Source organism: Streptomyces vulcanius, from assembly GCF_042653945.1.
GTDB classification, from domain to species: Bacteria; Actinomycetota; Actinomycetes; order Streptomycetales; family Streptomycetaceae; genus Streptomyces; species Streptomyces mangrovi.
The window spans coordinates 81,357-107,812 of record NZ_JBHSFK010000039.1 but is presented as its reverse complement, the minus strand read 5'-3'; the positions used below and the strand labels follow the sequence as shown (position 1 = coordinate 107,812).

General features: G+C 69.0%; 27 protein-coding genes and 5 pseudogenes. 16 read left to right on the top strand and 16 right to left on the bottom strand.

Features of this window, described 5'->3' with window-relative positions; genetic code table 11:
• Positions 1–276: 276 nt before the first annotated feature.
• From uppS to ACFPIH_RS42550, 5 genes and pseudogenes are all read left to right on the top strand, one after another.
• Positions 277–1,044 carry a polyprenyl diphosphate synthase gene (gene uppS, locus ACFPIH_RS42570; RefSeq protein ID WP_381183475.1) on the top strand — a complete coding sequence of 256 codons (768 nt, stop codon included), beginning with the start codon at positions 277–279 and terminating at the stop codon, positions 1,042–1,044.
• Positions 1,041–2,063, top strand: coding sequence for a terpene synthase family protein (locus tag ACFPIH_RS42565; RefSeq protein WP_381183472.1), 1,023 nt, complete (start codon positions 1,041–1,043; stop codon positions 2,061–2,063). The genes uppS and ACFPIH_RS42565 overlap by 4 nt, the downstream gene beginning before the upstream one ends.
• The gene (locus ACFPIH_RS42560) at positions 2,050–3,204 is read left to right on the top strand and encodes a Rieske 2Fe-2S domain-containing protein (RefSeq protein ID WP_381183469.1); all 1,155 of its coding nucleotides are present in this window, start codon (positions 2,050–2,052) and stop codon (positions 3,202–3,204) included. Before ACFPIH_RS42565 ends, ACFPIH_RS42560 begins: the two co-directional genes overlap by 14 nt.
• On the top strand, positions 3,128–4,255 hold the full coding sequence (locus tag ACFPIH_RS42555; RefSeq protein WP_381183467.1) for a terpene synthase family protein: 1,128 nt from the start codon (positions 3,128–3,130) through the stop codon (positions 4,253–4,255). The genes ACFPIH_RS42560 and ACFPIH_RS42555 overlap by 77 nt, the downstream gene beginning before the upstream one ends.
• 201 nt (positions 4,256–4,456) lie before the next feature.
• A pseudogene (locus tag ACFPIH_RS42550) lies at positions 4,457–4,588 on the top strand (IS110 family transposase); the annotation flags it as partial.
• Positions 4,589–4,616: 28 nt separating this feature from the next.
• Here ACFPIH_RS42550 and ACFPIH_RS42545 read toward each other — a convergent pair.
• Positions 4,617–4,908 (bottom strand): annotated as a pseudogene (locus tag ACFPIH_RS42545) (hypothetical protein); the annotation flags it as partial.
• 240 nt (positions 4,909–5,148) lie between these two features.
• Positions 5,149–5,727: a spirocyclase AveC family protein gene (locus ACFPIH_RS42540; protein ID WP_381183464.1), complete on the bottom strand. Its 579-nt coding sequence runs from the start codon at positions 5,725–5,727 to the stop codon at positions 5,149–5,151.
• A 269-nt stretch (positions 5,728–5,996) separates the two neighbouring features.
• On the opposite strand from ACFPIH_RS42540, the pseudogene ACFPIH_RS42535 reads away from it, so the two are divergent.
• Positions 5,997–6,053, top strand: a pseudogene (locus ACFPIH_RS42535) (helix-turn-helix domain-containing protein); the annotation flags it as partial.
• 185 nt (positions 6,054–6,238) lie between these two features.
• Entirely contained in the window at positions 6,239–6,454 is a 216-nt protein-coding gene (locus tag ACFPIH_RS42530; RefSeq protein ID WP_381183525.1) for a hypothetical protein, read from the top strand.
• Positions 6,455–6,489: 35 nt separating this feature from the next.
• On the opposite strand, the gene ACFPIH_RS42525 is transcribed toward ACFPIH_RS42530, so the two are convergent.
• Positions 6,490–6,870, bottom strand: a complete 381-nt coding sequence (locus tag ACFPIH_RS42525) for a winged helix-turn-helix transcriptional regulator (RefSeq protein WP_381183461.1) — start codon at positions 6,868–6,870, stop codon at positions 6,490–6,492.
• Positions 6,871–6,961: 91 nt separating this feature from the next.
• On the opposite strand from ACFPIH_RS42525, the gene ACFPIH_RS42520 reads away from it, so the two are divergent.
• Positions 6,962–7,891 carry an NADP-dependent oxidoreductase gene (locus ACFPIH_RS42520; protein ID WP_381183460.1) on the top strand — a complete coding sequence of 310 codons (930 nt, stop codon included), beginning with the start codon at positions 6,962–6,964 and terminating at the stop codon, positions 7,889–7,891.
• Here the strand turns inward: ACFPIH_RS42520 and ACFPIH_RS42515 are convergent.
• From ACFPIH_RS42515 to ACFPIH_RS42490, 6 genes are all read right to left on the bottom strand, one after another.
• Positions 7,881–8,039 carry a hypothetical protein gene (locus tag ACFPIH_RS42515; RefSeq protein ID WP_381183457.1) on the bottom strand — a complete coding sequence of 53 codons (159 nt, stop codon included), beginning with the start codon at positions 8,037–8,039 and terminating at the stop codon, positions 7,881–7,883. The two genes, ACFPIH_RS42520 and ACFPIH_RS42515, sit on opposite strands and share 11 nt — an antisense overlap.
• Before the next feature lie 773 nt (positions 8,040–8,812).
• Complete coding sequence (locus ACFPIH_RS42510) at positions 8,813–9,040, bottom strand: hypothetical protein (RefSeq protein ID WP_381183454.1); 228 nt, start codon at positions 9,038–9,040, stop codon at positions 8,813–8,815.
• A gap of 1,104 nt (positions 9,041–10,144) precedes the next feature.
• Positions 10,145–10,561, bottom strand: coding sequence for a transposase (locus ACFPIH_RS42505; RefSeq protein WP_381183451.1), 417 nt, complete (start codon positions 10,559–10,561; stop codon positions 10,145–10,147).
• Positions 10,562–10,584: 23 nt separating this feature from the next.
• Complete coding sequence (locus ACFPIH_RS56470) at positions 10,585–11,328, bottom strand: helix-turn-helix domain-containing protein (RefSeq protein WP_417801384.1); 744 nt, start codon at positions 11,326–11,328, stop codon at positions 10,585–10,587.
• Positions 11,292–12,527, bottom strand: a complete 1,236-nt coding sequence (locus tag ACFPIH_RS42495) for a PHP domain-containing protein (RefSeq protein WP_417801383.1) — start codon at positions 12,525–12,527, stop codon at positions 11,292–11,294. The genes ACFPIH_RS56470 and ACFPIH_RS42495 overlap by 37 nt, the downstream gene beginning before the upstream one ends.
• Before the next feature lie 107 nt (positions 12,528–12,634).
• Entirely contained in the window at positions 12,635–13,348 is a 714-nt protein-coding gene (locus ACFPIH_RS42490; protein ID WP_381183448.1) for an AAA family ATPase, read from the bottom strand.
• A gap of 263 nt (positions 13,349–13,611) precedes the next feature.
• Between ACFPIH_RS42490 and ACFPIH_RS42485 the strand changes: the two genes are divergently transcribed.
• From ACFPIH_RS42485 to ACFPIH_RS42465, 5 genes and pseudogenes are all read left to right on the top strand, one after another.
• Positions 13,612–13,761: a S1 RNA-binding domain-containing protein gene (locus tag ACFPIH_RS42485; protein WP_381183446.1), complete on the top strand. Its 150-nt coding sequence runs from the start codon at positions 13,612–13,614 to the stop codon at positions 13,759–13,761.
• 1 nt (position 13,762) lies between these two features.
• Positions 13,763–13,963, top strand: a pseudogene (locus tag ACFPIH_RS42480) (S1 RNA-binding domain-containing protein); the annotation flags it as partial.
• 79 nt (positions 13,964–14,042) lie between these two features.
• Entirely contained in the window at positions 14,043–14,825 is a 783-nt protein-coding gene (locus tag ACFPIH_RS42475; RefSeq protein WP_381183443.1) for a hypothetical protein, read from the top strand.
• Complete coding sequence (locus ACFPIH_RS42470) at positions 14,822–15,121, top strand: hypothetical protein (protein ID WP_381183440.1); 300 nt, start codon at positions 14,822–14,824, stop codon at positions 15,119–15,121. Before ACFPIH_RS42475 ends, ACFPIH_RS42470 begins: the two co-directional genes overlap by 4 nt.
• Before the next feature lie 380 nt (positions 15,122–15,501).
• The gene (locus tag ACFPIH_RS42465) at positions 15,502–16,038 is read left to right on the top strand and encodes a DUF4240 domain-containing protein (protein WP_381183438.1); all 537 of its coding nucleotides are present in this window, start codon (positions 15,502–15,504) and stop codon (positions 16,036–16,038) included.
• Positions 16,039–16,530: 492 nt separating this feature from the next.
• Here ACFPIH_RS42465 and ACFPIH_RS42460 read toward each other — a convergent pair whose 3' ends face one another.
• The 3 genes from ACFPIH_RS42460 to ACFPIH_RS42450 all read right to left on the bottom strand — a co-directional run bounded on the left by ACFPIH_RS42460 (position 16,531) and on the right by ACFPIH_RS42450 (position 20,660).
• Complete coding sequence (locus tag ACFPIH_RS42460) at positions 16,531–17,613, bottom strand: WxL protein peptidoglycan domain-containing protein (protein WP_381183435.1); 1,083 nt, start codon at positions 17,611–17,613, stop codon at positions 16,531–16,533.
• Positions 17,614–17,710: 97 nt separating this feature from the next.
• Complete coding sequence (locus ACFPIH_RS42455; RefSeq protein WP_381183432.1) at positions 17,711–19,309, bottom strand: purple acid phosphatase family protein; 1,599 nt, start codon at positions 19,307–19,309, stop codon at positions 17,711–17,713.
• A 124-nt stretch (positions 19,310–19,433) separates the two neighbouring features.
• Positions 19,434–20,660, bottom strand: coding sequence for a HupE/UreJ family protein (locus ACFPIH_RS42450; protein ID WP_381183429.1), 1,227 nt, complete (start codon positions 20,658–20,660; stop codon positions 19,434–19,436).
• 182 nt (positions 20,661–20,842) lie between these two features.
• On the opposite strand from ACFPIH_RS42450, the gene ACFPIH_RS42445 reads away from it, so the two are divergent.
• The gene (locus tag ACFPIH_RS42445; protein WP_381183426.1) at positions 20,843–21,517 is read left to right on the top strand and encodes a type 1 periplasmic-binding domain-containing protein; all 675 of its coding nucleotides are present in this window, start codon (positions 20,843–20,845) and stop codon (positions 21,515–21,517) included.
• Here ACFPIH_RS42445 and ACFPIH_RS42440 read toward each other — a convergent pair.
• Together ACFPIH_RS42440 and ACFPIH_RS42435 are read right to left on the bottom strand one after the other, a co-directional pair.
• A pseudogene (locus tag ACFPIH_RS42440) lies at positions 21,515–21,867 on the bottom strand (transposase); the annotation flags it as partial. The gene ACFPIH_RS42445 and the pseudogene ACFPIH_RS42440 overlap by 3 nt on opposite strands.
• A gap of 10 nt (positions 21,868–21,877) precedes the next feature.
• Complete coding sequence (locus ACFPIH_RS42435) at positions 21,878–22,237, bottom strand: hypothetical protein (RefSeq protein WP_381183423.1); 360 nt, start codon at positions 22,235–22,237, stop codon at positions 21,878–21,880.
• A gap of 58 nt (positions 22,238–22,295) precedes the next feature.
• On the opposite strand from ACFPIH_RS42435, the gene ACFPIH_RS42430 reads away from it, so the two are divergent.
• Positions 22,296–22,568, top strand: coding sequence for a hypothetical protein (locus ACFPIH_RS42430; RefSeq protein ID WP_381183420.1), 273 nt, complete (start codon positions 22,296–22,298; stop codon positions 22,566–22,568).
• Positions 22,565–23,074: a hypothetical protein gene (locus tag ACFPIH_RS42425; RefSeq protein ID WP_381183417.1), complete on the top strand. Its 510-nt coding sequence runs from the start codon at positions 22,565–22,567 to the stop codon at positions 23,072–23,074. The genes ACFPIH_RS42430 and ACFPIH_RS42425 overlap by 4 nt, the downstream gene beginning before the upstream one ends.
• 172 nt (positions 23,075–23,246) lie before the next feature.
• On the opposite strand, the gene ACFPIH_RS42420 is transcribed toward ACFPIH_RS42425, so the two are convergent.
• Together ACFPIH_RS42420 and ACFPIH_RS42415 are read right to left on the bottom strand one after the other, a co-directional pair.
• Positions 23,247–25,664: an ABC transporter permease gene (locus ACFPIH_RS42420; RefSeq protein ID WP_381183414.1), complete on the bottom strand. Its 2,418-nt coding sequence runs from the start codon at positions 25,662–25,664 to the stop codon at positions 23,247–23,249.
• Positions 25,661–26,353 carry an ABC transporter ATP-binding protein gene (locus ACFPIH_RS42415; RefSeq protein WP_381183411.1) on the bottom strand — a complete coding sequence of 231 codons (693 nt, stop codon included), beginning with the start codon at positions 26,351–26,353 and terminating at the stop codon, positions 25,661–25,663. The genes ACFPIH_RS42420 and ACFPIH_RS42415 overlap by 4 nt, the downstream gene beginning before the upstream one ends.
• Between the last annotated feature and the right edge of the window lie 103 nt (positions 26,354–26,456).

Here is a 26,456-nt window from a genome sequence, read left to right as displayed (position 1 = left end):
GTGACGCGGAGCCGTTGGACCCGGCCTTCTGCGCGGGGCGTGCACGGCGCTCAGGGCGGGTCCTGGGCCCGCTCGGGGCAGGCCGGTGCATCGTGTCAATCCGTGAGCCCCCGGTGAAGGGGTGTTCCGGGAGGGTTCGGGCCGTTACATCTGGATCAAGCACAATCGCCCGAAGCCGGTTCACGAGCGCGCAAGTGTTCAGCGCGTTCACGCAGGTTCGGGCCCGATCTCCTGAAGAACGTCCCAGGCCGCGCACAGCACCTCTGTGGGAGTGCGATGACCACAAGCTCTGCCGCCGACCCGCCCCTGCCCCCTGCGGAGTACCTTCCTTCGCCGTGTCCGAGCAAGGCAGCACTCCGGCATGTCGCCGTGATCGTGGACGGCAATCGCCGGTGGGCGCGCGCACATCACACAGATCCGGCCGCCGCCTACCGGCGTGGCGGTGACCGAGTGCACGAACTGCTGACCTGGTGCGAGGCGGCCGGCATGAGTACGGTCACGCTGTGGCCTCTGTCCGCCGACAATCTGCGGCGCGATCCCGGTGATGTCGGCGCCCTGGTCCAGGTGATCAGCGAAGTGGTGGGTGAGCTCGCCGATGCCAGGCGCTGGCAGTTGAACCTGTTCGGCAACACCGCGCTGCTCGGCCGGGGCGCGCGCCGCAGGATTCGCGCCGCCGCGCGGCGCACGGCCGCGGGGTCCGGGATGGCGGTCAACATCGCGGTGGCCTACGACGGGCGTGAGGACATCACCTCGGCCGTCCGGTCGCTGCTGGCCGAGCAAGCCGGCCGGGGGACGGCGGTCGCGGACATCGTGGATGGCCTCACCAGTGATCAGATAGCCCGTCACCTGTCGCTGGCCGGGCAGCCTCCGGTGGATTTGATCACTCGGACTTCGGGCGAGCATCGTCTGTCGGGTTTCCTGCCCTGGCAGAGCGCGTACAGCGAGTTCTACTTCTGTGACGTGAACTGGCCCGACTTCACCCGGGCGGACTTTGACGCCGCCCTGCTCAGCTATGACCGACGATCGCGGAGGTACGGGCAGTGACGACGTACACGACGCTCTGGACACCCTACGATCCCCCGCGCCCGGCCCTTCCGTTCCCGTCGCTGCGCAGCGCGCATGCCGCGGGGTTCGAGGACGACGCGCTGCAGTGGGCGACCCAGCGGGGGCTGGTGAGCGGCGGGAACGACGAGGCGTACTGGCGCGAGGTGGGCCTGGGGGAGCTCAGTGCCCGCGCGTATCCGCATGCGGAGGCGTCCACGGGGCTGCTCCTCACGTGCTGGATCGGCTGGACCGCCTGTGTGGAGCGGCACTTCGACGAGCCGGCCACGCCTGCCCCGCGGGAACTGCTCGCCCTGGCCAAGAGTCTGGTGGGCAGGGGGGAGCCGCTGCGGGTGCGGCATCCGCTCGCAGCGGCGCTGTCCGATCTGTGGCGGGACACCAGCAGGCTGATGCCGCCGCACTGGAGCCGGCATCTCGCGGTCAACCTCGCGGGCTACCTCCACGCCTGCGCCGCCGAATCCCAGGAGCACGGCAGCGACCCCGGGCACGTCGGGGTCGAGGACTTCTTCGAGCAGCGCCGGCTCACGGTCGGCAGCTACGTCTACTGCGACCTGGTCGAGCTGTCCGTGGGCTTCGCCGTTCCGGACGGCCTCTACCGAAGCGAGATCTTCAGGCGGATGCGGCAGGTCTTCAACGACCTGACCTCACTCGTCAATGATCTGGCGTCGGTTCCCAAGGAACTGGCGGTGGGGGACATGCGGCACAACCTGGTGCTCCTCACCCACCAGCGGGAGGCGATACCCGTTGCCCGGGCCGCCTGCCAGGTCGCCGCGCGCATCGAGGAACTCGCCGGGACCTTCACCGCCCTCAAGGAGCAGCTCGAGGCCGAAGCCTGCCGGCAGGCGCTTGCGGCGGGGGACCGGGAGGGCCTCCGGTGCTGTGTCGAGGCCATGGAGGCGTTCATCGCGGGAGAACAGCGCTGGCACGAACTCAGCGTCCGCTACACGCAGGCCAGTGAACCTCCCGCAACACCGCGAAGGGACTGTGATGCTCGGTCGTAGGCGACAGCGCTGGTACACGAAACCCGACCTGCGCCCCACGGCGGGCGACGAAGCGTTCCCGCCCGCCCTGCCCAACCCCATGGGCTGGTTCTGTATCGGCTTCTCCGACGAAGTCCGGCCCGGCCAGGTCGTCACCCGCAGGCTCGTGGACGGCGACGTCGTGCTGTACCGCACCCGCAAGGGGCTCCTTCGGGCGACCGAGGCGTACTGCCCACACCTGGGCGCGCACCTGGGGGTCGGCGGCGCTGTCGAAGGGGAGAACCTCGTGTGCCCCTTCCACCGGTTCGCCTACGCACCCGACGGAACCTGCGTGAAGACCGCGTACGGCACGCGCCCTCCCAAGGCCCGGCTGCGGCAGCTTGAGGTCCGGGAGATCAACGGCGGCATCATCTTCGTCTGGTACGACCATGACGGCGCCGGACCGCATTGGGAACTCCCCGAGGTCGACCTGACCGGGTATTCGCCGCTGGTGCACATCACCGTGGATATGCCCACCCACCCGCAGGAGGTCGGCGAGAACACGGTCGACGAGGGGCACTTCCCCGTCATGCACAAGTCGCCGATCCTGGAGATCCGCCCGTACAACTTCACCGGGCACGTTCTCGGCCTCAACTTCACGATGCGCGTCCCGCTCCCTCACCTGCCCCGCGCGGCCATGACCGTGACGTACGACGGGGAACTCCACGGCCTGGGCTACACGGCCGGCTCCATGACCTTGAAGGCCGGGCCCGTCCTGCGCGGCTGGATCATGCCCACCGTCGTGGGGCCCTGGCGGATCCAGCTGCGGTTCGCCGCCTGCCTGCGGCTGCCCGCCCCGCGCTGGCTTCCTCCCCGCCTCGGACAGGCGCTGGCCTACGCCGCCGCCCGGGCCCTGTGCGATATCGGGCTGCGCGCCACCGCAGCCGGTTTCGTGCTGAACGACGACAGCCCGATCTGGCACACCAAGCGCTACCAGCCGGCCCCGCGCCTGGCCGACGGAGACGGCCCGATCATGGCCTACCGCCGCTGGGCCCAGCAGTTCTACCCCGGCCGGCATCAGCCGGCCGACGAGCAGAAGGGCAGCCATGCCGCCTCTCTCCCCAGCGATCGACAAGCGCCCCTTCTACTGCCCCGTACCCCCCGCACCCCATCCGCCGGCTGACACACTCGACGCCGACTCGGTGCGCTGGATGGTGGACTTCGGGATATGCACGCCCGGCTCCTGGATCGCCCAGATCAACAGCGGGCACGTCGCCGCCATGATGATCCCGCTCCACGAGGGCATCCCAGCCCAGCACATGAGCTTGTTCTCCGACGTCTGCTACTGGACCTACGCCTGGGACGACGCACGCGACGCCCGCCTGGACCTGCGGCCCCCCGCCGCACTGACCTCACACTGTCATCGCCTGGACCGGATCCTGGACCACCCCGAAATCCGCCCGCACGAGAGCGACCCCTACTGCCAGGCACTGTGGGACCTGCGCCGCCGCCTCGCCGAACTCGCCGACACCGACCAGGCCATCCGCGTCACCGACGGTCTGCGCCGCTTCTTCCACGGCTGCCACCACTGGACCCGTATGCAGCGCCTCCGCGCGATTCCCAGCCTCAACGACTACCTGCTTGCCCGCAGCGACGACTGCGCCGGCAGCTGGATGGTGCCGTTCTACCCCCTCATCGGCGGCTACCGGCTCACACCCCAGGAAGCCGCCGACCCGCTCACCCTGATCCTCAACGACCTCGTCCCCCTGGTCGGCGCCCTGGACAACGACATCGTCTCCTACCACCGTGAAGCCGCCATGGGAGAGTTCAACGTCCTCGACGTCCTGCGAAAGGAGAACGGCTACTCCCTCCCATACGCCGTCACCGACGCGATCGCCCTGCGTGACCGCCTCATGACCCTGTACGTGCGCATCCGCGACCACCTGGCCCGCACCGCCGGCCCCCACCTCGCCCGCTTCGCACACGACATCGGATACATCATCCGCGGCCATATGGAATGGGCTCTGGAAACCAACCGCTACCGAACACCCCAGAACGCGAAAACCGGGACACTCCACGACGCCACCGCCTACACCATCGACTGGAGCGACCGCCCCGCCGACGACAGCCCCCAACCACCACAGCTCCCTGCCATCGCCTGGTGGTGGGACCACATCCGGGCCGCCGAAGCCAACGGGTGCAGCGTGCAGGACCCGCCTCCCGCCGGACTCTGACAGGCGCCCCGAGCAGTCGGCCGGAGCGGCCCTCACGGGCTGCTCGGGCGGAGCAACGACGCGCACGCCACCGCGACAGACGCGAGCGCAGGCTGCGGTGGGCCTCCGGCCTCCGGGTTCGGCATGACTTCCCCCTCCTGTTGTTGATGATCCGAGGGTGATGACGAAAGCGTGATGGAGAAGCCCGCACGTGATCGACACAAGAAGATCGCCCAGGGCAAGCACCACACCCAGGCCGTGCTCTGCCTCGCGAGACGCAGGGCCGACGTCCTCTTCGCGATGCTCCGCGACGGAACCTTCTACGAACCGCAGCCGTCAGCCTCAGTTACCTGACCTGCGGGTCTGCGAGGAGAACGACTCAGAACACATCAAGTCGCTCCCGGCCCTGCAACTCCCGCAGGTCGACGTCGACTTCATCGTCGGCTTGGAAACGGAAGATCGCCAGCACGTCGGCAGACGGCCAGACCCGCAGGTCCGGACACTCGGCATCCGCCGGGCGGGACAGCACGCCCTCCGCCCGGGGGGACGGGAAGCACCGTCTCTCCCTCGGAGTACTCGCACTTCCAGTCATTCGGGACCCGCACGTCCGGCAGCAACCCCATGAGGTCCGGGTCGAAAAAGCAGCTCACGTCATCCCACAGCAGATCAGCCACCCCGCCATGCTGCCCGGCTCCCAGACCCAACGCACCCCCGTTTCCCTTGACCAAGGACATAGGGTCCCCCGGGAGTTGCCGCCCGCTCACAGAAGCGATTTTGGTGACGCAGCTTGCCCCTCAACCTCTCAAACCTCAAACCTCGAACAGGAACGGGGACTCACTGCCGCTCGCCAGAACCCGGTCCCCGGCCGGATGCGGGACACCGAACGGTGTGCCACATGACCGGAACCGCGTCGGTCACCACAGCCAGCTCGGCATGTCGCGGGGGAACGGGCCGCCGAGTTCCGCGATGACGACGTTGCTCAAGAGATAGGCCAGGACCACGACGTTGGCCAGGCCCACGCCCGCGAGGAGCCGGAGGAGAGGGCGCGCCGACGTAGTGGTTCGGCTGCTCGTCGTGAAAAGCCAGGGGACCGGGCGGGACTGGTCGATCCGGCGCAGGACGAGGATGGGTGTGACCAGGACGAGGCTGGCCGACAGAACCTCCAGCAAAGGCAGCTGGTACCAATGCCCGGCGAACAGCGTGAGCGGGGGATACCCGACCGGATAGACGAACAACCCGCTGGACAGGAAAAGGGCCTCGAGGGGCACGTCGATGAGGGCCCCGATGCCCGCCGCGGCCAGGAACAGCCGCCAGTTGCTCCAGTGCGGCCGACGACGGGCGATCTGCCGGTACAGCACGTACTGGAGCCAGAACCAGAGCATCACGATGGGATATGCCAGCCCCGAGCCGCCGGCCGCCGACTCGTAGCTGGGCGCGCCTCGACTCCTGCTTGTGGTGGACAGAGTGTGTGGGCGGCCGGCCGCTACCCGCACACCACCCCGACTCCCGCAGGCGGCCCTGGAAGCCAGCCTGCGGGAGGCTGCCCGCACCAACAGGGGGACTTCTTGTCCGTTTCACCTTGTGTCAATCGGCTCGCAGGGGGAGAGGCTGGGGTGTGGGTACTGGGGCTGTGCTGAGGGGGCGTGGCCGAGTGCTGCCGGCGCGCCGTACGGGAGTGGTCTGCTGTTCGGCGAGTCTGTTGACAAGCCGGTTTTCCGGCCGTCCTCGACCGTGCGGTTCTCGGTGAGGACCTTGCTGAACGATGTCCGGGCTGTGGTCCGGCCAGCCGATCTCACTCAAGCTCGACGATCTGGACGTCATCTGCGTCGTCCTCGGCTGCGAGATCGGCGACTTGCTGATCCCCGAACCGGGCAAGATCCGATGCCCCGGCGAGGAGACCGAGGCGCGAGAGGCGACAGGCGGCACGACCGCGGCCCCGGTGGTCGTGCCCAAGCGGCGCGACGGGCGGTCCCTGCCGCCTCTGTGCCGCGGGGAAGTGCAGCGATGGGAAAGATCAGCGACAACAAGCCGGCAGCCTCCTGCACGGGCTGTCTCGCCTGGGGGCAGCAGCTACCGGGCCGATACTGCCGCGGCTGCTACACCCGGGGTGAGACCGGTGAGACGCTCGTGGTCGTGGCCAGGACGACCACCCCGATGTGGCAGATCGTCCAACGTGTCGAGAGCCTGCAGACCGAGCGCGGCCGGGCCGATACCGAGTAGCGGCCGAGAGGATACTCAGTGCCCTGGCGGGGGCCTCAGTCGTTATGGGCGACCGGCTCGGGATCGGCGTCGAGCGCATCGAGTACTGCGTCGCCGTTCGCCCTCGCCCACTCGGTCAGCATGTGGATCGGATCGATCAGCGTCGCCCCGAGCGGGGTGAGCTCGTACTCGACGCGGGGCGGCACCTCGGCGTAGGCGTGGCGGCGGATGAGTCCGTGCGCCTCGAGCCGTCGGAGCGTCTGGGTGAGCATCTTGCGGGAGATGCCGCCGATCAGGTCGATCAGCTCGCCATGGCGCACCGGGCCCTTGCTGAGGCCGTAGAGCACGACCGCCGTCCACTTGTCGGCGATGAGCTCGACCGCCAGACGCGCCGGACAGTCGGCGAGAAAGGGATCACCGGGACCGAAACCGCTCATGACGCCAAAGGTAGCTGCTGGTTCAGGTACCTGCTGGTTCCTATCGGAAACCTAGCCTGGGTTCTCTCCCCCCTTCAAAGCCAGGAGAGTCATGCGAGTCATCACCCAGCAGTCGCTCGGCGGTCCCGAGGTGCTCACCGTCGTGGACGCGCCCGAGCCCCGGCCCCTCCCGACCGAGGTTCTCGTCCGCGTCAAGGCGATCGGGCTGAACCCGCTGGAGGCGCGCCTGCGCGCCGGCGAGTTCCCGCTGATCGGCCGGCCGCCGTTCATCCTCGGCTGGGACATCAGCGGCGTGGTCGAGGAGGCGTCGCAGACGTGGCGGTTCAGGCCCGGCGACGAGGTGTTCGGGATGCCGCTGTTCCCGCGAGCGGCGAACGCGTACGCCGAGGTCGTGTCGGCGCCGGCGCTGCACCTGGTACGCAAGCCGGCGTCGCTCTCGCACGTTGAGGCGGCGGCGCTGCCGGTCGTCGGCCTGACGGTGTGGCAGGGACTCGTCGACCTCGCCGGCGTGACCGAGGGCGACCGCGTCCTGGTCCACGGCGGTGGTGGCGGGGTCGGCCACGTCGCGATCCAGATCGCGAAAGCGCTCGGCGCGCACGTGATCACGACCGCCAGCGGGAGCAAGCAGAAGTTCGTCGAGGAGTTCGGCGCCGACGAGGTGATCGACTACACGGCGGTCGACTTCACCAAGGCGGTCCGTGACATCGACGTCGTGCTCGACACGATCGGCGGCGACACCGTCGAGCGGTCGCTCGAAGTGCTCCGCCCAGGCGGTCACCTGGTGACGGCGGTCGCCGAGGGGGATCCGGAGCTCATCGCCAAGTACGAGGCGGCCGGCATGCGCTTCAGCGGCATCGCGGTCGACCCCGATCCGGTCGCCCTGCGAGGTCTCGTCGAACTCGTCGAACAGGGCAAGCTCCGGGTCCACGTGCAGGAGACGTTCCCGTTCGAGCGCGTCGCCGACGCGCACCGACTGCTCGACGGCGGTCACCTCCAGGGCAAGCTCGTCCTCACCGTCTGATCCCGTCGGCGCGGCGATGAAGGCGGCCGCCGGTGTCCTCGTATCTGACGCTGGTCTGCCACGAGGACACGTGGACGTTCGTCGCCACCGAGGCGTTCGGCCGGTGGAAGCCGTGCTGGATCGCGAGCACCCACGACCAGAACGACACGCGCGGCCCGAACATTGCGTGGGTCGGGAGCGGCCGCCACATCCTGGACGTCGTAGGCAACGGTGGCAGCGATCAGCAGTCTTACTGCCGGCGTTCCACATTGATGGCTTCCGCAGGCCTACGGGCTCGTCTGTGTTCGACTGCGGCAGCAGACCGATCTTGGCTCCACACCCTCGTCATCAGTACCGGACTCGCCCCAACCGTCGTAACCCCAGCCATTGAAGATCTCTAGCCGGGATGTGTGACTCCGCCCGATGCCCCCAGGCCACCCACCACCCCTGCCACCGGCCCGTCTGGGCGTCGGCTGCCGCCACCAGCAGGGGCTTCCTCAGCAAGATCGGCCGATCCCAGACGACCGAGAAGTCGCGACTCACGGCCGAGGTCGAGCGGGCCGACCAAGTCGTCGCCGCCATCGATGCGGCCCTGGCCACCGCCACTGGAGGAGTGCATGGGCAGGATCAGTGACACCGACCGGCCCCGCAACGAGGAAGCGATCCGCGCCGCCATGGACCGGCTCCTTCGCGGCGAACTCCCGCCCGGCGGCCGATGCGACCTCAAGAGCTTCGCGGCAGAGGCCGGAGTGACCCGCACCGGCTTCTACCCGAGGAAAGACCGCGACGGCAGCGTCCGAGAGGGGCCCTACCAGCACCTCGGCGACGAGTTCGTACGCCGCCTGGCGGCCCTCCAGGAGGCCGGGGAGATACCCGACCCTGGAGACGCCCAGATCGAGCGCCTGACGGCCCGAAACCCGCTCCCGGCTTCTCAGCGCCGGCTCATTGGATCAGGTCGGTGTGCGGATGGTCTGGGGATGCCGGGCAGACGTAGAGCTGCAGGTTGTCGGTGCTGCCGACTTCGACCGCGGTCGGCTGCGCGGGATTCGCGCCGGCGACGTAGCTGGGGGAGAGGGCGGCGGCTTGATCCTCGTACGGGGCCCAACCATGGGTGCCGCCGTCCCATTCGAAGGAGGCGATGGTCAGCAGCGGGACCATCTGACCCCTCATAGAACTCCTCCGGGTAGTCCTCGTACGAGCTGTCCACGCCGACGTCGGCCGCCTGCCATCTGCTCCAGTCCTTGAGCAGTTTCCGCAACTCTCCGCTCAAATCGGCGGAGTTGGGATACTCGGTGATCTGCTCCGGCGCGAGCAGACACGGCTCCGGCACATAGCCGTCGTAGTCGGCCTCATACGGTTCGGGGGGTACGGCGAGGACGTCGACGACCTCGGCGGCAGACCGCCAGAACAGCGCGGTCGAAGGTTTGTAGTGCGGTTCGTGGTCGTAAGGGCACCACAGCACCTGAAGCAGATCGGCCTGTCCAGGCGGCCGCAACAGGGGTACGTCGCGCAGATACAGCTGGGCCACGGGCAGCATGGGGACCGGACTTTCAGCGGGCCACGGAGGGCCGGCGTCGAGGCGCTCCATGAACACCGCGTCGTTCCGCTCCTTGATTGACGTCTCCTCAGGTGTTTAGTGAGGGCCGTGGGGATCACGGCGCAGCCGGGCCCGCCTGCGCCGCTCCAGCCGTATGTCTGCCGGTGACTTGGACCTGCCGCTGCCGGGGTGCGAGCCGTTGCAGCGCGGCCACGGCTCCTCAGCGGGCCACAGCAACGGCCCCCCGACCGAACTCTCGAACACCGAAGGCGACCCGGCACAAGGGTGCAGCCGAATCGCCGCCCGCGCCAGCGGAGCCAACTCGGGAAAGACCGCGGCGACGTCGACCGGCCTCGGCGGAGTGGTACGAACGAAGTCCATACCAGCGATCCTGCCACCGGCCCCTGACACAAACGCCCTTGCCGGATCCACGTACAGTCGTCACCCGGCTGCTCTCTCCGTTCGGGACGGAGCGACAGTGAACACCTCGGCAACCACATCGGCTTGTGGAGCAGCCCGAGGATGCCCGCTGGCAATTGAACCTCGCTGTCACAAACCGGTCGTTGGTCAACATTCAATGACAACCGATCAAGGTTCGGTGACACGGGACACCTGATAACAGCCACGTTGGCCGTGCTTGAGCAGGCCCCAGTACCGGCCCGTGACCGGGGAAACAGGCCCTTGAGCGGCTTTGGTGAAGTTCGCCGCTGATCCCTGGATGCGGGTCTGCTGGCGGGTCAGCGCCTGGTCCACGGCGGTGCCGATGGCTTCGATGCTGGTGTGAGCGCGGTGCGGGTAGTCCTCGTGTACTTGGCGGAGCGCCAGACGCGTTCGATGTCGTTGAGTCCGGGGCTGCGGGGTGGCAGGTGGAAGAGCACCACTCCGATCTTCGACAGCCGGTCGCGGCGGCTCTTGAACGCCTTGGCCACGTGCGCGGAGGCGTTGTCCAGCACCACCGTGCACGGCCGGAACCGCCGCCAGACGGGCAGAGCCCCGACGCCGTCCGCTGCCAGGGACAGGGCGGCGGCCCCGCCGGACAGGCAAGGCCAGGCGGGAGCAGACGAACTCCAGCAGCATGGCCGCGTCGATCTTGCCAGGGGTGCGCTCCCACAGCAGATCGGGATCGACGCCCACGAGCAGGGCGCCCAGCACATTGACCCGCCGGTTGCGGGTGTCCTCACAAGGCACCACCGCCCGCTGCCCGATCCGTGACCAGGTGTAGCCGGTGGGCATGGTGGGCGCGAATCCCGACTCGGCGAGGAAGATCACATCGTGCGTGCCCGCGTCGGCCTCCATCCGTAAGTCCGTAGTCCGTAAGTCCTCCAGCCGGGCCCGTGCGGCCTGCTGGAGGACGGGGTCGGCCTGGTGCCGGAGGCTGTCGCGCCTCGGCCGAGGCGTCCAGCAACGCCCCCACCGCATTGAGGTCCTCGTCAGTGACCTGGGCGGGCCGGCCCGGACGCGGGGCATCAGCCAGGGCATCGAAACCGCCACCGACGAAACGGCGCACTGCATCGCGCACCGTGACCGGGTTGCATTCCACCAGGCCGGCGACCTGCGGCACGCTCAGCCCCCGGCCCAGCAGCCGGATGCACTCCAACCGCCGCCGCTCATTTAGCCGCGCGGCAGCGCGTCCAGGCCCTTGGTCAGCTCCCACAGTGGCCCGAACTTGCCCGCCCGGGCAGCCAGTTGCCGCAGCTCCGGGAGTCCGGCCAGGGCGCCGCGGATGTCCCGGGGCCCGAATGTGGGGGAATGATTTGGCGATCTCGCCCACGACCTGCGGCGGAATTCCTAGGGCGAGCCCGGTGTCCCGCAGCGCGTGCCGGGCCCGGTAGGTCTCGGGCATGCCGGTGACCGCGGTCCGCTCCCGCCCGAACCGCTCGATGATCACGTCGTACACCTCCAGACGCCGATCGGACTCCACGTCGAGGTCGATGTCCGGGAGTGACGTGCGGCGATCGTTTGTAGGTGCCTTTTGAACGACAAGTGATGTTCAAGGGGGTTGGCGGTGGCCACGAACAGCGTGTGGTCGACTATGCTCCCGGCGCCGGAGCCGCGCGCTGCAACCCGGATCCCGAGCGCCCTCGTATCCGCGACCGCCTGGGTCACGACCAGGTAGTACCCCTCGTACGAGAGGCGGCCGATGCACTCCAGCTCATATGCGAGCTGCCGTACGGCACGCTCGTCCCGAGCCAGGCCACGGGCGACCATCCCGCTCTCACACCGCTGCCGCAGCAGCCGCATCGCTGAACCGGGCTCGCCGATGGCGCCCACGACGGACGCCTCGGGGAGGCGCGTCTGTCCCCGGCCGAGCTCGGCCGGGGTGAGGGTGCAGGACTGGCCGGTGTCCGCAGTCTCGGCCAGCAGGCTACGGCCCGGGCGGGGTCCTCGCCGACGGCCTGGGCGATCCGCTCGGCGGCCGCCGTCATGGCGCCCGGGCCCTTCAGCCAGCGCTCGCCGCCGTCCAGGCGCCGGCGGTCGACGGGCCGCAGCAGCCGGGCCGCATCGAGCACGTCGGCCAGCCGGTGCTGGACAGGGTCGGCATAGCGGACGGCGTTCGACAGCACCACGGGCACGCCGAGCTCGTCGGCCAGGCCCACGGTGCGCGGCCAGCCCCAGCGAGCCCGCACCGGTGCCCTGCCTGCCCAGATACACGGCCTCCAGCCGCAGCCGCTCTCGGGGCTGTGCCGTCTCGTGTCCGCCGCGCACGCCGCGACGGACGGGGGCATGCCGGTCGTGTCCTGGCCGGTCCTGCGCGAGTTCGCCGAGCCGACCTGGTGGTCCTGCTCGGTCCCGGCTCCGAACCGGTCCGGGCCCTGTCCGTCGGCCGTCCCGACGTCGCCGAGCAGCTGCTCGCGCCGTGGCGGGAGCTCGCGGTACGCCGGGCCGGGCGGGGTGATGGGGGGCGACGGCGACGTCGACGCCGAAGACGGGGCGGATGCCGGCGGCTGCGGCGGCCTTGGCGAAGCGGACCGTTCCCGCGACGGTGTCCCGGTCGGTCAGCGCGAGCGTCGTCATCCCGCGCTCGGCAGCACGCTGCACGAGGGCATGGGGGAGGGAGGCGCCGTAGCGGGCGGAGTAACCGGAGGTGACCCGCAGATGAGTAGATCCACGGCTTCCCACCTCCCACCTCCCGTCTCTCGACAGTTGGCAAATCAGCACGCCTGTTGGCAAACGCCGAGAGCCGGGTCTTCTGCATCGCCCATGTGACGAGGGCTGAGGGGGACCGCCTACGGTTCGACGATGTGCCGCAGATAGGTGTGCGGGTCGGCGAGATAGCGGCGCCAGTGATCCACGACGCCGAGCTCCCGCCAGGCGACCCTCCGCATACCGTGCTCACCGACCTCGATGATGTCCGCGCCCGGCAGTGCGGTCAGCAACGGGGAGTGCGTGGCACAGATGACCTGGCCGCCCTCCTTGGCCAACCGGTCGATGTGCCCGATCAGTTCGAGGCACGAGGAGAAGGAGAGCGCTGCCTCCGGCTCGTCGAGAACATAGAGCCCGGCGTGCAGGAACTTCCCGCGGAACGCCGCGAGAAAGCCCTCACCATGGCTGACATGGTCCGGCGAGAACCCCTCCCTGTCCAGGGCGTCCAGCGCGGTCTCGGCACGCAGGAAGAAGCCCTTGCGAGCTGACCAACTGGTGGCCATACGGCGCCCGCGCCCCGAGGCGGCGTCGAATTTCATACGCTCGCCGAGGGTCGACTTGCCGCGCGAGGAAGCGTAGCGCCAGTCATGGGAGCCGCCGTAGGAGTCCAGGCCGAACCCCTCCGCCAACGCCTCGACCAGGGTCGACTTCCCCGAGCCGTTCTCACCGACCAGAAAGGTCACCGGTGCGGTGAACCGCAGCCCTTCGTTGAGCAGCTGTCGGACGCAGGGCACCGACCAAGGCCAGGTTTCCTCGTCGTACGAGGAGAGATGGGCATACGCGCGTTCGATAATCACGCAACCAGTGTCGCCTGGACTCGGACAGCGTACGTGCACCGTTCGACGGAACAGACGTCCTTGTCCTCCTCGGGGAGTCGGGCGAGGAGGACAACACAGTCGGCCGCATTCCCCGGCACGAAGGGTCGATCCGCCGCGCCGACCATCCGTCCGAGATCTTCACGGTCGGCCAGCAGATCGAAGCCGAGGAGATCGGACGCTGGCGAGGGCAGCTGAACCTCTCGGCCCGTGCCTGCGAGAACCCAGAGCTACGCGCTTTCCTGGTGGCCATTCAGCCTGAGATCGTCTCCGGGACCGTGTCGGGAGTTCACAACTTCGGGGTCTTCGTCCAACTCGACGGCGAGTCCGACGGGCTCTGTACTCGGTTCATCCGCGTGTCCGACTTGACGTGGTCCCGGATCAATCACCCCTGAGATGCGGTCGAGGCCCGGCCAGCGGATCACCGGCGAGGTGATCATCTCTGAGACGCGTAGTGGCCAGGTCACGATCTCCTTGAAGGCTCTCCTGGAGGACCCCCTCGTGCGGTTCGCTGATCAAACAGGTCATGTCCTCAACGGGACTGTCACGAAGATCGTCCCGTTCGGCGTGTTCGTGCGACTCGCCCCCGGCATCGAGGGGCTTCTGTACGTCTCCGCGAAGACCGACTCGCCAGTCGAAAGCCCAGACCAGCTCGTGAGCGATCACGGGCGGCACCATGCCCGAATACCTCATGCGCCGTACCGACGGCGTCGTCGGCCTGCTGGAGCGCCTCATCGAGGACGGCTGCCAGGAGGCCATGGACAGCGGCAGGGAACTGCTCGACGAGAACCTCCTCGATGAGATCATCCTCAGCCTCGACGACCCCGACCGTGACCTGCAAGCTGGCGAAGCCCCGCCGATTTCCGGTTCGTCCTCCTCGGCCCGGCCGGCTCCCGCAACCCACGCCAGAACACCGTCTTCGACGACCGCTGCCCCGTCGGCGCAAGGGGATGAACCGCCCATGCCACGACCGCTCGAACCGCTGCCCCGAGCCCTGGCCCCGCTCCTGGGTGAAGGGCTGCCCGGGCTCGTCCTGCGCCTGGCCCGCCGGCTGGATCTGCCTCCCAGCCAGGCTCTCACGCGGACCGGCATCCTGGACGCGGCCAGCCCCTACAGCCCGGACCGGCTCCTGCTGACCCTGGACGAGCGGCTCCCAGCCTTCGCGCACGCGACCCAGCATCGAGGGGGGAGACGACGAAGCCTCCGGGGCCTGGCCGTCCGCGGAGGCTTGTCCCTTGCTCCGCAGACCCGTTCAACGAACCGGGCGCGTCGGCGTCACGCCGCAGCGGTCTGCTTCGCCAGTGCCGAGAGCGGGGAGCGCCGGCCCTTGGGGACCGCCTCGGCGATCCGGTCCGCCGCTGCACCGCCGGACGGCGGGCCGGGCATCGCGGCCCGGATCACGTCGGCGTCAGGCGCCTGCACAGTGGTCCGCGACTACTGCCCCGGCGGTGGTTCATGAGCCAGCCGAGGGTGCGCATGCCCCGCCTGACGTTTTCACCGCAGGTCGTCAACCAGGACCCGACACCACCGCACCAGCACCGTCGGCTCGCCATGTTCCGGCGGGTCCTCAACAACGACTCCCTGCCGCTACGGACCCGGACCGCTGCCGCCCTCGTTCTCCTCTACGCGCAACCGGTCACCCGCATCGTCCGGCTCACCCTCGAAGACGTCATGGACGACGGGTCTCCCAGACGAAGGTCACCGTCCGTCTGGGAGACCCGCCGTCCCCGCTCCCAAAGCCCGCCGTCGGCCTGATGCGGGCCTACATTCAATGCAGCCAGCCCCTGCCCTACGCGAGCAGCGAAGCTCCCGCTGGCTCTTCCCTGGCCGCCAGCCCGGACAGCCGATGGACCCGACCGGCTCCAAGCCCACCTGCGAGAGATCGGTGTCCCTCCACAGTGCGGCAGGGCCTTCGCGATTCACCAGCTCGCCCTCCAGGCCCCGGCCCCGTCGTCGCCAAGGCGCTCGGTTACCACGACAAGACCGCCACCCGATTCGTCACCGAATCCGGCGGAACCTGGAGCCGATATGCCCCCGGCGACCACACACGCTGACCGGGGCGACGTGGGTGACTCTGGCGAGCCAACCTCCCGGGACCGGCGCGGTGTCAGTACCAGGTGGCATGCTCTGCCGCCATGAACAAACAGCAGTTCTGGCAGCTCATTGAGACAGCCCGCAACCAAGCGTCCAACCCGAACGACGGAGAAGCGGTTGCCCGCCGGACAACCGCGCTGCTGGCCACGCACCCGGCCGAGGAGATCGTTGCCGCTCAGCAGGTGTTGTGGGACCTGATGGCCGACTCCTACACGAATCCTCTGTGGGCCGCTGCCTACGTGATCAACGGCGGATGCTCCGACGACGGCTTCGACTACTTCCGCGGTTGGTTGATCGCGCAGGGGCGCGAGGTCTTCGAGCGCATAGTCGCCGACCCCGATGCCCTCGCAATAGTGCCCGTCGTGCGAGCTTCAGCGGCCGACGGAATCGATCTCGATTGTGAGGAGACGCTGAGCATCGTCTGGAACGCACACGTCACGGCGACCGGCAAGCAACTCCCTGACGACGCGTTCACCATCCGATACCCGGAGCTGGACCTCGCTTGGGACTTCGACTTCGACGACCGAGCCGAAATGACTCGCCGACTGCCACGCTTGGCAGCTCTCTACCTTGAATAAGTGGAAACTCGCGGTCACGATGCGAGGTCGAACAGCGGAGGCAAGGCTTCCTTCCAGAGGTCACGGTCTGTCACACCCTCAGGACAAGAACCCGCCTCTGCTGACGAATACGCGACGCATCAACATGCGACCTCACCAGTCTCGACCCCCGGGATCGACGTGTGCCCCCTGTGGCCGGGCCCGGGCGGCCCACGACATGCTCAGTGATGGAAGGACGGCAGGCTCGTGACGGCGGCTGGCCTGCCCCCGGACGAGATCCTCGCCGCTGTCGCGTACCTCCAGGCCGTCCGGGAGGGACCTCGACGCGGTCACGGTGCTGTCGGACCGCGACGGCTCCGAGCGCGGCCTCCTCCGCCTGGTCGTCGACGTCGCGGACGCTTTCGGGCAGCTGTACCTGCTCGGGCATGAACGCGCCGTACGAGGGTGACCGCGGCGAGGCCGCGGGCAACGTCGACGAAGACCCCGCCGCAGCCGTCGCCGCGGTGCTGACGGCTACTGGTCCGAGGTCTGCCGTTCAGGAGACGCCTGCCGGACAGCCTCCTGGACGCCGGCGTCCTCGCGGAGCCCGGCTCGACGCCGGCGGCGCCGGGAAGCGAGGACCACGGCGACGAGTCCCCACACGACGAGGATGAGGACGAGGAGGGTCAGCAGCGCCCAGGGAGTGGTCCAGGTGTGCGTCGTGGACTCGACGGCGGTGAGCGGGCTGATGGAGTTCGCCGCGTCCGTGAGCAGCGGGACGAGGGTGACTGTGCCGGTCAACTGGAGAGCGGGAGTCACTCCGTGGACCGGCACGATGACCTTCCAGGTCTCGCCGGGGAGCAGGTGGGGCGAGTCGTCGACCTGGCCCGAACGCGCCTGCCAGCGGCCGAAGGGGCCGGATACGGATGCCGACTGGCGGGCCGCGAGGATGCTGTTGCCCGTGTTGTGGATCGTGTAGGTGACGGTGGCGTCACCCTTCCCGAACGGATCGGACGTGCCCGAGTAGTGCACCTTGAGGTCCTCGACCGACAGGCTCGGCCTGACGTCGCCGCCCACGCGCAGATGGATCCGGATGGCGAGGCGCCGGTCCACGTCGATCCCCTTCGCCTCGTCGGTCCGCGTCAGCGAGGTGACGATGCCGCCCATGTGGTCGCCGGGCGTGGCGTCGTCCGGCACGGTGATCGTCAACGGCACCTCGACGGACTGGCCCGGCTGGAGCCTCAAGCGGCTCCGGTCCGCGTGGACCCACGTGCCCACATCCGTCGACGCCGTGTCCTTGGTACGGAGGTCGAGCCGCCCCGCGTCGTTGGTGAACGCGTCGGCGGCGTACACGGCCAGGTCGAGTGGCGTGGTGCCGTGGTTGACGACCACGAGACCGTCCTCGACCTTGCCGCCAGGGTTGACGGTGTAGCCGTAGTTCTGCCGGTGGGATCCGTAGCTGTTGGACGCCGTGCTGACCCCCCAGGGGACGTCGTCGGCGGCGGCAGCGGGTCCGGACCACACCCCGGTGAGGCCGAGCACGGCGAGCAGCACCACGACAGCGGCCCTGGAGAGGGCTTGGCGGGCCGTGGTCGTACATGGTGTGGACAGGCGCATCTCATGGTCCTCGGACACTGTGGGAACGGGAGGGAACACGCACCGGTGGGGTGGGCACCGACGGACGCCCACCCCACCGGATTCGAGCGGATACCGATCAGCTCAGAGAGGTGAGCGTCAGCGTCTCCCCGCCGTCACCGTTGCCGCCCTTGCTGGCTGTCCAGGCGTCATCACCCAGGCCGGCCGTGGACAGCTTCTGGGAGTCCTTGTCGCTGTACGGCTCGACCACCACGCTGTCGACGAGGGAGCCGACCGGCTGAGCGGCGCCGGCGCCGCTGTCCGGGCCGCACCACGACACCTTGCCCGTCTCCACCGCGGTATTGGGGGCGGCGCAGGTGCCGCTGCGGACGTTCTCGACGACGAGCCTGTTGTTGCGCACCTCGACCTTGACGTAGGTGCGGACGTGCTCCTGGTTCTCCACCGAGTTGGCCCAGTGGTTGCTGGGGTTCAGCGGGTCCGGTCCGTAGTTCGGGTCCTGCGTCGTGTCCGGGGCGGTGAGGTCGTAGTACTTCGAACCCGAAGCGGAGTTGCCCGTCACGTAGATGACGCCGCCCGGACCCTGTTCCACGTGGGCGGCACCGGGCTGCTCGTCCGGGTTCGCCTTCTTCCCGTTCTTGATCACATAGCTGCGGCTGTAGCTGTGGTCGTGTCCCTGCAGGACCAGGTCGACGCCGAGGTTCGAGAAGGCGGTCGGGAAGTCCTGCCGGCGCTGCTGGTTGTCGCTGTCGTTCGCGTGGTCGGCCGGAGAGTAGATCGAGTGGTGGTACACGAGAACCGTGTACTTGGCCTTGGCGCCCTGCTCCTGGACGACCTTGGAGATGTAGGAGATGTGCGCGGCGTCGGCGCCGTTGGCGTAGGCGTTGCTGTTGAGGTCGATGAACAGGACACCCTTGTAGGTGTACCAGTAGTCACCGCCGGACTCGGTCTTCGCGTCCTTCTTGTAGAACGGCGCGGACCGGTCGGTGTTCGGGGTCCAGAAGTGCTGCTCGTACGCCTTGCCGCCGACGTCGTGGTTGCCGATGGTGGCGGCCCACGGGTACTGGCGCAGCTGGTCGGGCGCGAGGAACGCGTTCCACTGCGACTCGGTGTTGGCGCTCTCGACCTGGTCACCGCCGGAGACCAGCAGCTCGGCGTGGGGGTTCGCGCCGAGGGCGACCTTCATGGTGTCCGCCCAGCCGGCTCCGTCCTTCGCCACGTCGCCGGACGCGCCGATCTGCGGGTCGCCGAAGAACAGGAAGTCGAAGTTGCCGTCGGCGCCCCGGGTCTTGAAGGAGTACGTCGGAGACCAGGCTCCGGCGGTGCCCACGCGGTAGGAGTACGAGGTGCTCTGCTGCAGTCCGTCGATCGTCACATGGCCGTTGAAGCCGCCGTTGACGCTGTTCGCGGTGACCGTGGCCGGGTAGCTGGTCGCGTCCGCGGGGAACTTGCCGTTGACCAGCCTGGCCGTCGGAACGGCCTGCACGACCTGCGCGGTTCCTGCCGAGGAGTACCAGCTCACGACGCGCTGGGACTCGGTGGCGCCGACACCGAGGACGATGCCGGTGGGCGTGGCGGCCGTCGTGGGCACGTCGGCGTGAGCCACCGTCACCAGGCCACTGCCGAAAGCCACGGTGGCACCCAGGGCAGCCGCGGTGACGCCGCGAGTGACACGGCGTCGCACAAGCCCGGGGGCCTGCGTCGATCTGAAGGGCTTCATCTGCTTTGCATCCGTTTCGGATCAGAGGGATGAAAAGGTAGGTCTGGAGCGTTTCGGGTGTTGATGTGATTCAGGTAAATAAGGAAGGACTAAGTAGTGGCTGGATCCGTAAGTCCGGTGATGGTCACATTCCGGATACTCGCTGCACGAACCACGCCAGACCCATCACCGAGACGCCCGCCGCGATTGCCCCGGTAGTCCACCGCGACGCGAGCGGTGCGCGGCGGCGCAGCAGGGCGAGCAGGGGGAAGGCGGCCAGGATGAGTGTCAACTGCACAACCTCGATACCTATGTTGAAGACGAGCAGCGACCAGAGCAGCGTCCACGACCAGGCCTGTTCGATCCCCAGCGCTCCCGCGAATCCGAGTCCGTGCACGAGACCGAAGCAGAAGACCACCGCGAGCCGGGCCCAGCCGCCGCGGTCCAGGCTGAGGCGACCGTCCCCCGCGGTCCGGAGGTCGGTGGCGTGCGACCCGCGCCGCCAGAGCCGCCACAGCGGCCAGCCCGCGACGACCGCGATCGACAGGGCGATGACCGGCTCGACGAACGAGGCGGGCACCTGTACGAGGCCCAGCGCGGCGAGGACGAAGGTCACGGAGTGGGCGAGGGTGAACGTCGTCGCCGCGAGCACGATCTCGCGCAGGCGGCGGGACCCCGCGATGAGCGCCAGCAGGAACAGGATGTGGTCGATGCCGGTGAGCAGGTGTTCCGCTCCGAGCCGGAAGAACTCCCAGAACCGCTCCGTCAGGGACTGCTGCGTGGAGAACGACGGATGCCGTGCGTCGAGGGCGGCGCTGCCGGACGTCATGTCGAGGTCGTAGGTGACGATCGTCTTGCTGTCGCGGACATAGCCCTCGGAGTCCGGGAACAGCCCGGCACGCACCTCGTGCACAGTGGCCCCGGGGCACGTGTAGTCGAGGACCAGGCGTGCGTAGGGGACGCCCTCGCGCTGCTCGATCCCGAAGGGACCGCCCTGCTCCGGGGTGCACGCCTTTCCCGAGGCCGTGACGTGGAAGCGCTCGTTCACGTACGTGAGGACAGAGCCGACGTGCGCGTCGAGTGCGGCCGCCTGCGCCGCCGAGTTTCCGTCCTTGAAGGCCGCGTCGCCCTTCCGGAAGAGCGGATCGTCGTTCTCGTAGTCGGCGGCCGAGACGACGAGCAGGTCGTACTCCAGCCCCAGCTCGGTACGGACGTGCCCCGCCTCGGGCGAGGTGACGTCGACGTAGACGGTCGAGGAGAAGCCGTGTGCGGCGGCGGGCAGGGCACTCAGCATGACGGCCAGGACCGCGGCGGCGGTGGCGATGACCGTGGCGACGGCGGCGTGAACGCGACGTCTGGGGCGGAACGGCATGAACGTCTCTCTCTGTCGGCGACCGCAGGTTCCTCGGAGCAAGCGGACGAGCGGCAGACAAAGGGCGAACAGGTGACGGCTGGATACCGACGAGAACAAGCCACGCGTCGAAAACCGGCCGCCCATCGAGTACAAAGAAGCGACCTTCTCACCCATCCCCGGATCCTCGGAGGACGATCGCCTTGAGCCCGCGACTTCGGACCGTCGGCACCCTGGCCGCGGTAGCCGCGATCGCGGTACTGGCCGGCGGATGCAGTTCCCCCGACGACTGGTCGCGACCCCAAGCCGCGCCCAGCCCGGTCGGCGCCCTCGGCGCCGGGTTCGTCGACCGCTCCGCACCGCCCGCTCCCGAGGCGACGATCACGCCGAGCCCCGGCTCCTGGGATGCTGTCCATCCGTCGCCGGGCTATCGCGTGGTGCTGCTCACCACGGGAGACGACCCGCCGACCAGGACCCTCGTGGCCGCCGTGACGGAGTGGGCCAAGGAGGAGCACGTCAGCCTCAAGACCGTCACGGCCACCAAGCCCGACCAGTTCGTTCCGCGCATCAGCGAGGCCATAGACCTGGCACCCGACCTCGTGATCAGCGCAGGCGACGACCTCATCGACCCCCTGGCGCTGGTCACTGCCAACCACCTCGGGCAACAGTTCCTCGTGGTGGGCGCGGAGCTGGCCGAGCCCACGGAGAACGTCACCGCGGCCGACTGGGCCGGCGCGTCATTCCGCGGCGAGGGTCTCGGCATGTCCTCGACATACGATCCTTCCTCGTTCACCCCCGAGCGCACCGCGGCAGCGGTCAGGGCCGGCGTGGCAAGCGTGCTGAACGGTCTGACCGGAATCGTCATCTGGCTCCACTAGCCTGCCTCTGGAGCGTCCGAGGAGAGCGGCCTTCGCCCGCGGTTTTCGCCGACGCCGGATGCGTGGGCGCTCCTTCCGCTCGGGATCGGGCTCGGTATCCTGCCCGTTTTGTTCTTCGAGGCTGCCCCCTTTGCCCTGGCTTTCTCCGCCTCGGCGGCAGCCTTCTCCAGGACGGTTGACCAGGCGCCGAACTCCTTCGCCATCTCCCGCCACTGTCCGCCGGTCCTGAACTGCCGGATCACGCCCTCGAACTGCTGCCGCAGCCGCTCGGGGTACGGGCCGTACTGGCCGATCAGCAGGTACGGCCCGATGAACTCCCACTCCTGGTCCGTCAGCTGTACTCGCGTCACACAAGACGATCTACCAGTTTCCAGGCCGCGCCACGAGGGCGAATCTGCATTGATCACGCTCTTCGGCCGAGCGAAGAAGAGCGGCACCATCTTCGAGAATCCGACCAGCCGCATCCGCGTTGGCCAGCACGAGTACGGCATCCTCCAACTCCTGGAGCCCGAGCACGTCAACAACTCCGTTGCCGCGGTCGCCAAGCCGGCGGACCGGCTGGTCGTCGCGCTCGCCGCGGGTGCACGCCGCGCGATCGGTGCGATCCGGCGCCTCCAATTCGACGATCTTGACATCGGCAATCGCAAGCTCGTGGTCGACGGTCGGGTGCGGCCTCTGGACGCGCTGACACTGCACGTCGCCCGCGAGTGGCTGGACCACGACGCTGCCGCTGGCCCGACACCGCTAACCGCACCTGCTGATCAACAAGTTCACCGCCTTGAGCACCGGCCCGGTCAGCGCGGTCTCCCTGACCACACCGCTTCGCGGCCAGGCCGCCACCCTGGAACAGCTCCGCGTCGGCCGGCAGCTCGAAGAAGCCCTCGCCCATGGCCCCAACCCCGTCCACCTCGCCGAGGTCTTCGGACTCGATGCGAAGACCGCGATTCGCTACACGGACTCCGCACGGCGCTGCTGGAACAGGCCGCTGAACAACAGCTTCGATGAAACCTGCTCGACCGGACGCACGATGAAGGCAATCATGAGCGAGTGACCTCGGCCGAAGCAGCAGCAACCGCTCTACAGGACCATGCCGTCCTCTGGAGCATGGGCGAGATCCGCGCAACCGACGTCGTCACTGCTGCCTGTGATGCACTCGTTGCGGGCCTCGACAGTCCTGCCCTGCGGATCTTGGCCGCGTGCACACGCGCGGAGGCGGATTACGAGGTCCCCGACCTCCTGCCACCGGCACTCGACGAACTGGGCCTCACCTTCCACCCAGCGGGCAGCGTTGCCGGACAGGAAGCCGCCGCGCGAGCACTTGCCGCCCGGATGCTGGCCGGCGAACTGACACCACGCGAGCTGGCCTTCCGGATCCACCAGCGCTTCGGGCACGAGCTGCCTCTGGCCGAGCGACTCGCCAACCTGGACGACGACTACGACGTCCTCGAATACGGCGACAGAACACCGGCACAGGTCGACGCCGAGGTCACGGCCGAAGCTCTTCGCCTTGTACAGCACCCTCGTGTTCCAACCGAACCCACGGATCTACCGACCTGAAGCAGACCGGTGGACCTGCGGGTTCAGGCTGAAGGACCTTCGGTTTCCTTCAGCGCTGCTGTCCGTGTCGTCCGCGGCCGGGTGGATGACCAGGTCAAGCTGCGCCGCTTCCGCATCCAACTCGGCGAGATCGAGTCCGTGCTGACCGCCGACTCCGGACGGGCCCAGGGGGTCACTCCGTCCGCAGCGCCTTAGCCGTACGGACCTTCGCCGCCCACCCCGCCGGCAGCAGCGCGCCCAGCACGGCGATCACGATCCCGGCCAGCCCCAGCAGCGACAGCTGCGCCGTGTCGTAGACATCGAGGATCGACGGCGGCAGACCGGTGCCCGCCGTATGCCCCATCACCGGCAGCACATAGCCGTGCAGTGCGAACCCGAGCGGCAGTCCGACCAGCCCGCCGATCAGGCCGATCCCGGCGACCGACGCAAGCACGAGGCTCAGGGTCTGCCGCGGAGACATGCCGATCGCCTTGCACACGCCCAGGTCGTGGACGCGTTCGCGGGTGTCGAGCACCACGGAGTTGAGCACGCCGAGGCCCGCCACGGAGACCAGCATGAGGGTGAGCAGCACCGCCATCGCATCCAGGATGAGGATCATGCTCTCCTGCTCCGAGGGCGAGTTGGCAAAGACCTCGCCGCCCAGCGGTTGCACCACCGCGGTGAGATTCTTCGCGTACTCGGCGGGGGAGAGGCCCGGCTTCACCGCGATCTGGAAGGTCTGGGGCTTGGCCTTGGCGAAGGTGGCCATGTCCGCGTTGAGGTGCAACCCGTCGTCGGAGGTGTCGAAGGCCTCGCCGACGATCCGCAGGGTCTGCGTGTCCTTCTGGTAGGTGACCCGCACGGTGTCGCCGATGCTGGTACCGGTCCGCTCCAGGAACCCCGTCGGCACGACAGCCTCCCCCGGAGCGGTGAACCACCGCCCGGAGATCATCTCGTACCGGCCGGTACTCGTGTCGCCCTGGTAGAAGCTGGCCTTCAGCGCGCCGGAGAGGCCGGTGACCTTGACCTGCGCCTGGCTCAGCCCGTAGTACGAGGCTGTGCCCGACTGGGCCTTGATGGCGGCACTGACCTTCGCCGGATCGGCGGACGGCGCCTTCGGGGGCGTCTGCCCCTGGGACGGCCCGTCGCTCTTCCTCTCGGGAGGCGGCCCGCCGCCCCGGCTGACCGGTCCGCCCTCTCCCTCCGGTGCGCCGCTGATGGCGGTGACCGCCGCGCGCTCCTCGGGGTCCGACGCCGCGCCGATCGCGTTGAGGGACTGCGTCAGGCCTACCGCGAAGGTCGCCGCGACCGTGCCGAAGGCCACCGCCAGCAGCAGCGCGAGCGTACGGACCGGATGCGCGAAGGGGCTCGCAAGGCCGTACGTCACCGCTCGTGGCAGCGGCAGCCGGCCCATCGCCCGGTGCGCCCACTGACCGCGCCCGGTCCGCGGCGCCCGGCCGACCGCGATGGCCTCGACCGTACGCAGCCGCCCGGCCCGCAGCGCGGGGAGCAGCGCAGCCATCCCGACGATGGCCAGCGCCACGAGCGGCACCACGACATCCACCCACCACGCCACACTCAGCGAGGCCGTGCCGTAGACCCGCTCGGTGTCCTCCAGCAGCGGTACGGCGAGCAGATTGCCCAGCACGACCCCCAGCACGATGCCCGCACCGGCCGGGATCAACGCCTGCGCCACATAGGCGCCTACGACCTCACGCGGGGTGAAGCCGACGGCCTTCAGGATGCCGATCCGGCGCAGACTGGTGCCCACCGAGCCGCTCACCACACTACCGATGATGATCACCGACATCACGATGCCCAGCACACCGAACGCGAGGAGGAACGGAATCGTCGCCCGCGCACCCGAGTCGGCAGCCCGCTTGGTGTCCAGATACGACTGGGCGCCCACCAGCGCCCCGGACGGCACGGCGGCAGCGAGGGCCTTGCGGTCGGCGGCGATCTGCCCCTTCGAGCCGGCGGAGGCGAACCGGTAGAGCATCTGACTCGTGACCGGGCTGTCCTTCGAGGTGAGAGACCTGACCTGCGCGGGCGCCGCCCATGCGTCGGCGGTCTGGGCCACCGAGGTGGCGAAACCCACGACCGTCAGGGTCTGACTGCCGGCTTCGTCCGACGCCTTCAGGGTGGAGCCGACCTCGAGGAAGGGGCCGGTGAACGACGCGGAGAGCACGATCTCGCCGGGCTTGTCGGCCCACCGCCCGGACTTGAGGTCCAGGTCGTCCACGTCGGCGTGCGGACCGGACCGCCCGACCACGGTCAGGCTCGGCAGATGCCCGCCCTCCGAATCCACCGGTTGGAAGGACGTGGACGGATACGGCCCGCCGCTCGCCGTGACTCCCTCCAGTTGCTCAGTCTCCTTGAGCTGCGCCTCGCTCACCTTGTCCGGATCGAACTGCACGGTCAGATGCGCACCGTGCTGCTTGGCGAAGGCGTGGTCGAAGGGCGCGTTCGTCGCGACCATGAGCGATCCGGCGACGACGGCCGAGGCCACGGCCATCATCGTGGCTACGGCGATCACCACCGTCTGCACCCGCCGCCGGCCCACCCCGGAGCGCACGACCCGGCCCAGCGGGCCTGTACCCCAGCGGCTCATCGGACCGCCTCCGCGTGGGTGTCGAGCGCCGTATGACCGTCGACAAGATGGATCGTGCGGCTCGCGCAGGCCTCCGCCAGCGCCAGATCGTGCGTCACCAGCACGATCGTCTGCCCGCCGCGGTGCAGATCCACCAGCAGCTCCCTTACGTCGTGACCCGAAGCCGTGTCGAGGGCGCCGGTCGGCTCGTCCGCAAGCAGCAGCGCGGGCCGGTTGACCAGCGCCCGGGCCACCGCGACCCGCTGGCGTTCGCCGCCGGAGAGCCTGCCCGGATAGGCGCCGGCGTGCTTGGCAATGCCCAGCACCTCCATCAGCTCGGCGGCGCGGGCCGCGGCCTTCTTCCGCGAGGACCCGGTGAGCTGGGCGGGCAGCTGGATGTTGTCGGCGACGGTGAGGTCGTCGAGCAGATTGAAGAACTGGAAGACGATGCCGATCTGTTCGCGGCGGAACCTGGCCAGACCGTGTTCGCTCAGCCGGTCGACCTGCTGGCCGGCCACGGTCACCGTGCCCTCGGTCGGCTTGTCCAGACCGGCGACGAGGTTCAGCAGCGTCGACTTGCCGCTGCCCGAGGGGCCCGTGACAGCCAGCGCCTCGCCCTTGGCGACGCCTAGGTCGATCGGTCCGAGCGCGGGTGCGCCGGCGCTGTCGTAGCGCTTGGCCACACCCGCCAGTTCGATCACGTGAGACATGAGAATCGTCCGTCCTTGGGTTCGCGAGGGGCTGATGCCGGTGCCGGCTCAGCGAACGTAGGGGCGGGCGCTCCTGCGGCACGTCGGCCGTGGCACCGACATC

Excerpts from the sequence above, each read along its gene's own strand:
- ACFPIH_RS42465 (WP_381183438.1), top strand. The coding sequence starts at position 15,502 with ATGAACAAACAGCAGTTCTGGCAGCTCATTGAGACAGCCCGCAACCAA.
- ACFPIH_RS42505 (WP_381183451.1), bottom strand. The coding sequence starts at position 10,561 with ATGTGCTGGGCGCCCTGCTCGTGGGCGTCGATCCCGATCTGCTGTGGG.
- ACFPIH_RS42470 (WP_381183440.1), top strand. The coding sequence starts at position 14,822 with ATGAGCCAGCCGAGGGTGCGCATGCCCCGCCTGACGTTTTCACCGCAG.
- ACFPIH_RS42460 (WP_381183435.1), bottom strand. The coding sequence starts at position 17,613 with ATGCGCCTGTCCACACCATGTACGACCACGGCCCGCCAAGCCCTCTCC.
- ACFPIH_RS42415 (WP_381183411.1), bottom strand. The coding sequence starts at position 26,353 with ATGTCTCACGTGATCGAACTGGCGGGTGTGGCCAAGCGCTACGACAGC.
- ACFPIH_RS42450 (WP_381183429.1), bottom strand. The coding sequence starts at position 20,660 with ATGCCGTTCCGCCCCAGACGTCGCGTTCACGCCGCCGTCGCCACGGTC.
- ACFPIH_RS42420 (WP_381183414.1), bottom strand. The coding sequence starts at position 25,664 with ATGAGCCGCTGGGGTACAGGCCCGCTGGGCCGGGTCGTGCGCTCCGGG.
- ACFPIH_RS42530 (WP_381183525.1), top strand. The coding sequence starts at position 6,239 with ATGGGAAAGATCAGCGACAACAAGCCGGCAGCCTCCTGCACGGGCTGT.
- uppS (WP_381183475.1), top strand. The coding sequence starts at position 277 with ATGACCACAAGCTCTGCCGCCGACCCGCCCCTGCCCCCTGCGGAGTAC.
- ACFPIH_RS42560 (WP_381183469.1), top strand. The coding sequence starts at position 2,050 with ATGCTCGGTCGTAGGCGACAGCGCTGGTACACGAAACCCGACCTGCGC.
- ACFPIH_RS42510 (WP_381183454.1), bottom strand. The coding sequence starts at position 9,040 with ATGAGGGGTCAGATGGTCCCGCTGCTGACCATCGCCTCCTTCGAATGG.
- ACFPIH_RS42475 (WP_381183443.1), top strand. The coding sequence starts at position 14,043 with ATGCCCGAATACCTCATGCGCCGTACCGACGGCGTCGTCGGCCTGCTG.
- ACFPIH_RS42555 (WP_381183467.1), top strand. The coding sequence starts at position 3,128 with ATGCCGCCTCTCTCCCCAGCGATCGACAAGCGCCCCTTCTACTGCCCC.
- ACFPIH_RS42455 (WP_381183432.1), bottom strand. The coding sequence starts at position 19,309 with ATGAAGCCCTTCAGATCGACGCAGGCCCCCGGGCTTGTGCGACGCCGT.
- ACFPIH_RS42520 (WP_381183460.1), top strand. The coding sequence starts at position 6,962 with ATGCGAGTCATCACCCAGCAGTCGCTCGGCGGTCCCGAGGTGCTCACC.
- ACFPIH_RS42525 (WP_381183461.1), bottom strand. The coding sequence starts at position 6,870 with ATGAGCGGTTTCGGTCCCGGTGATCCCTTTCTCGCCGACTGTCCGGCG.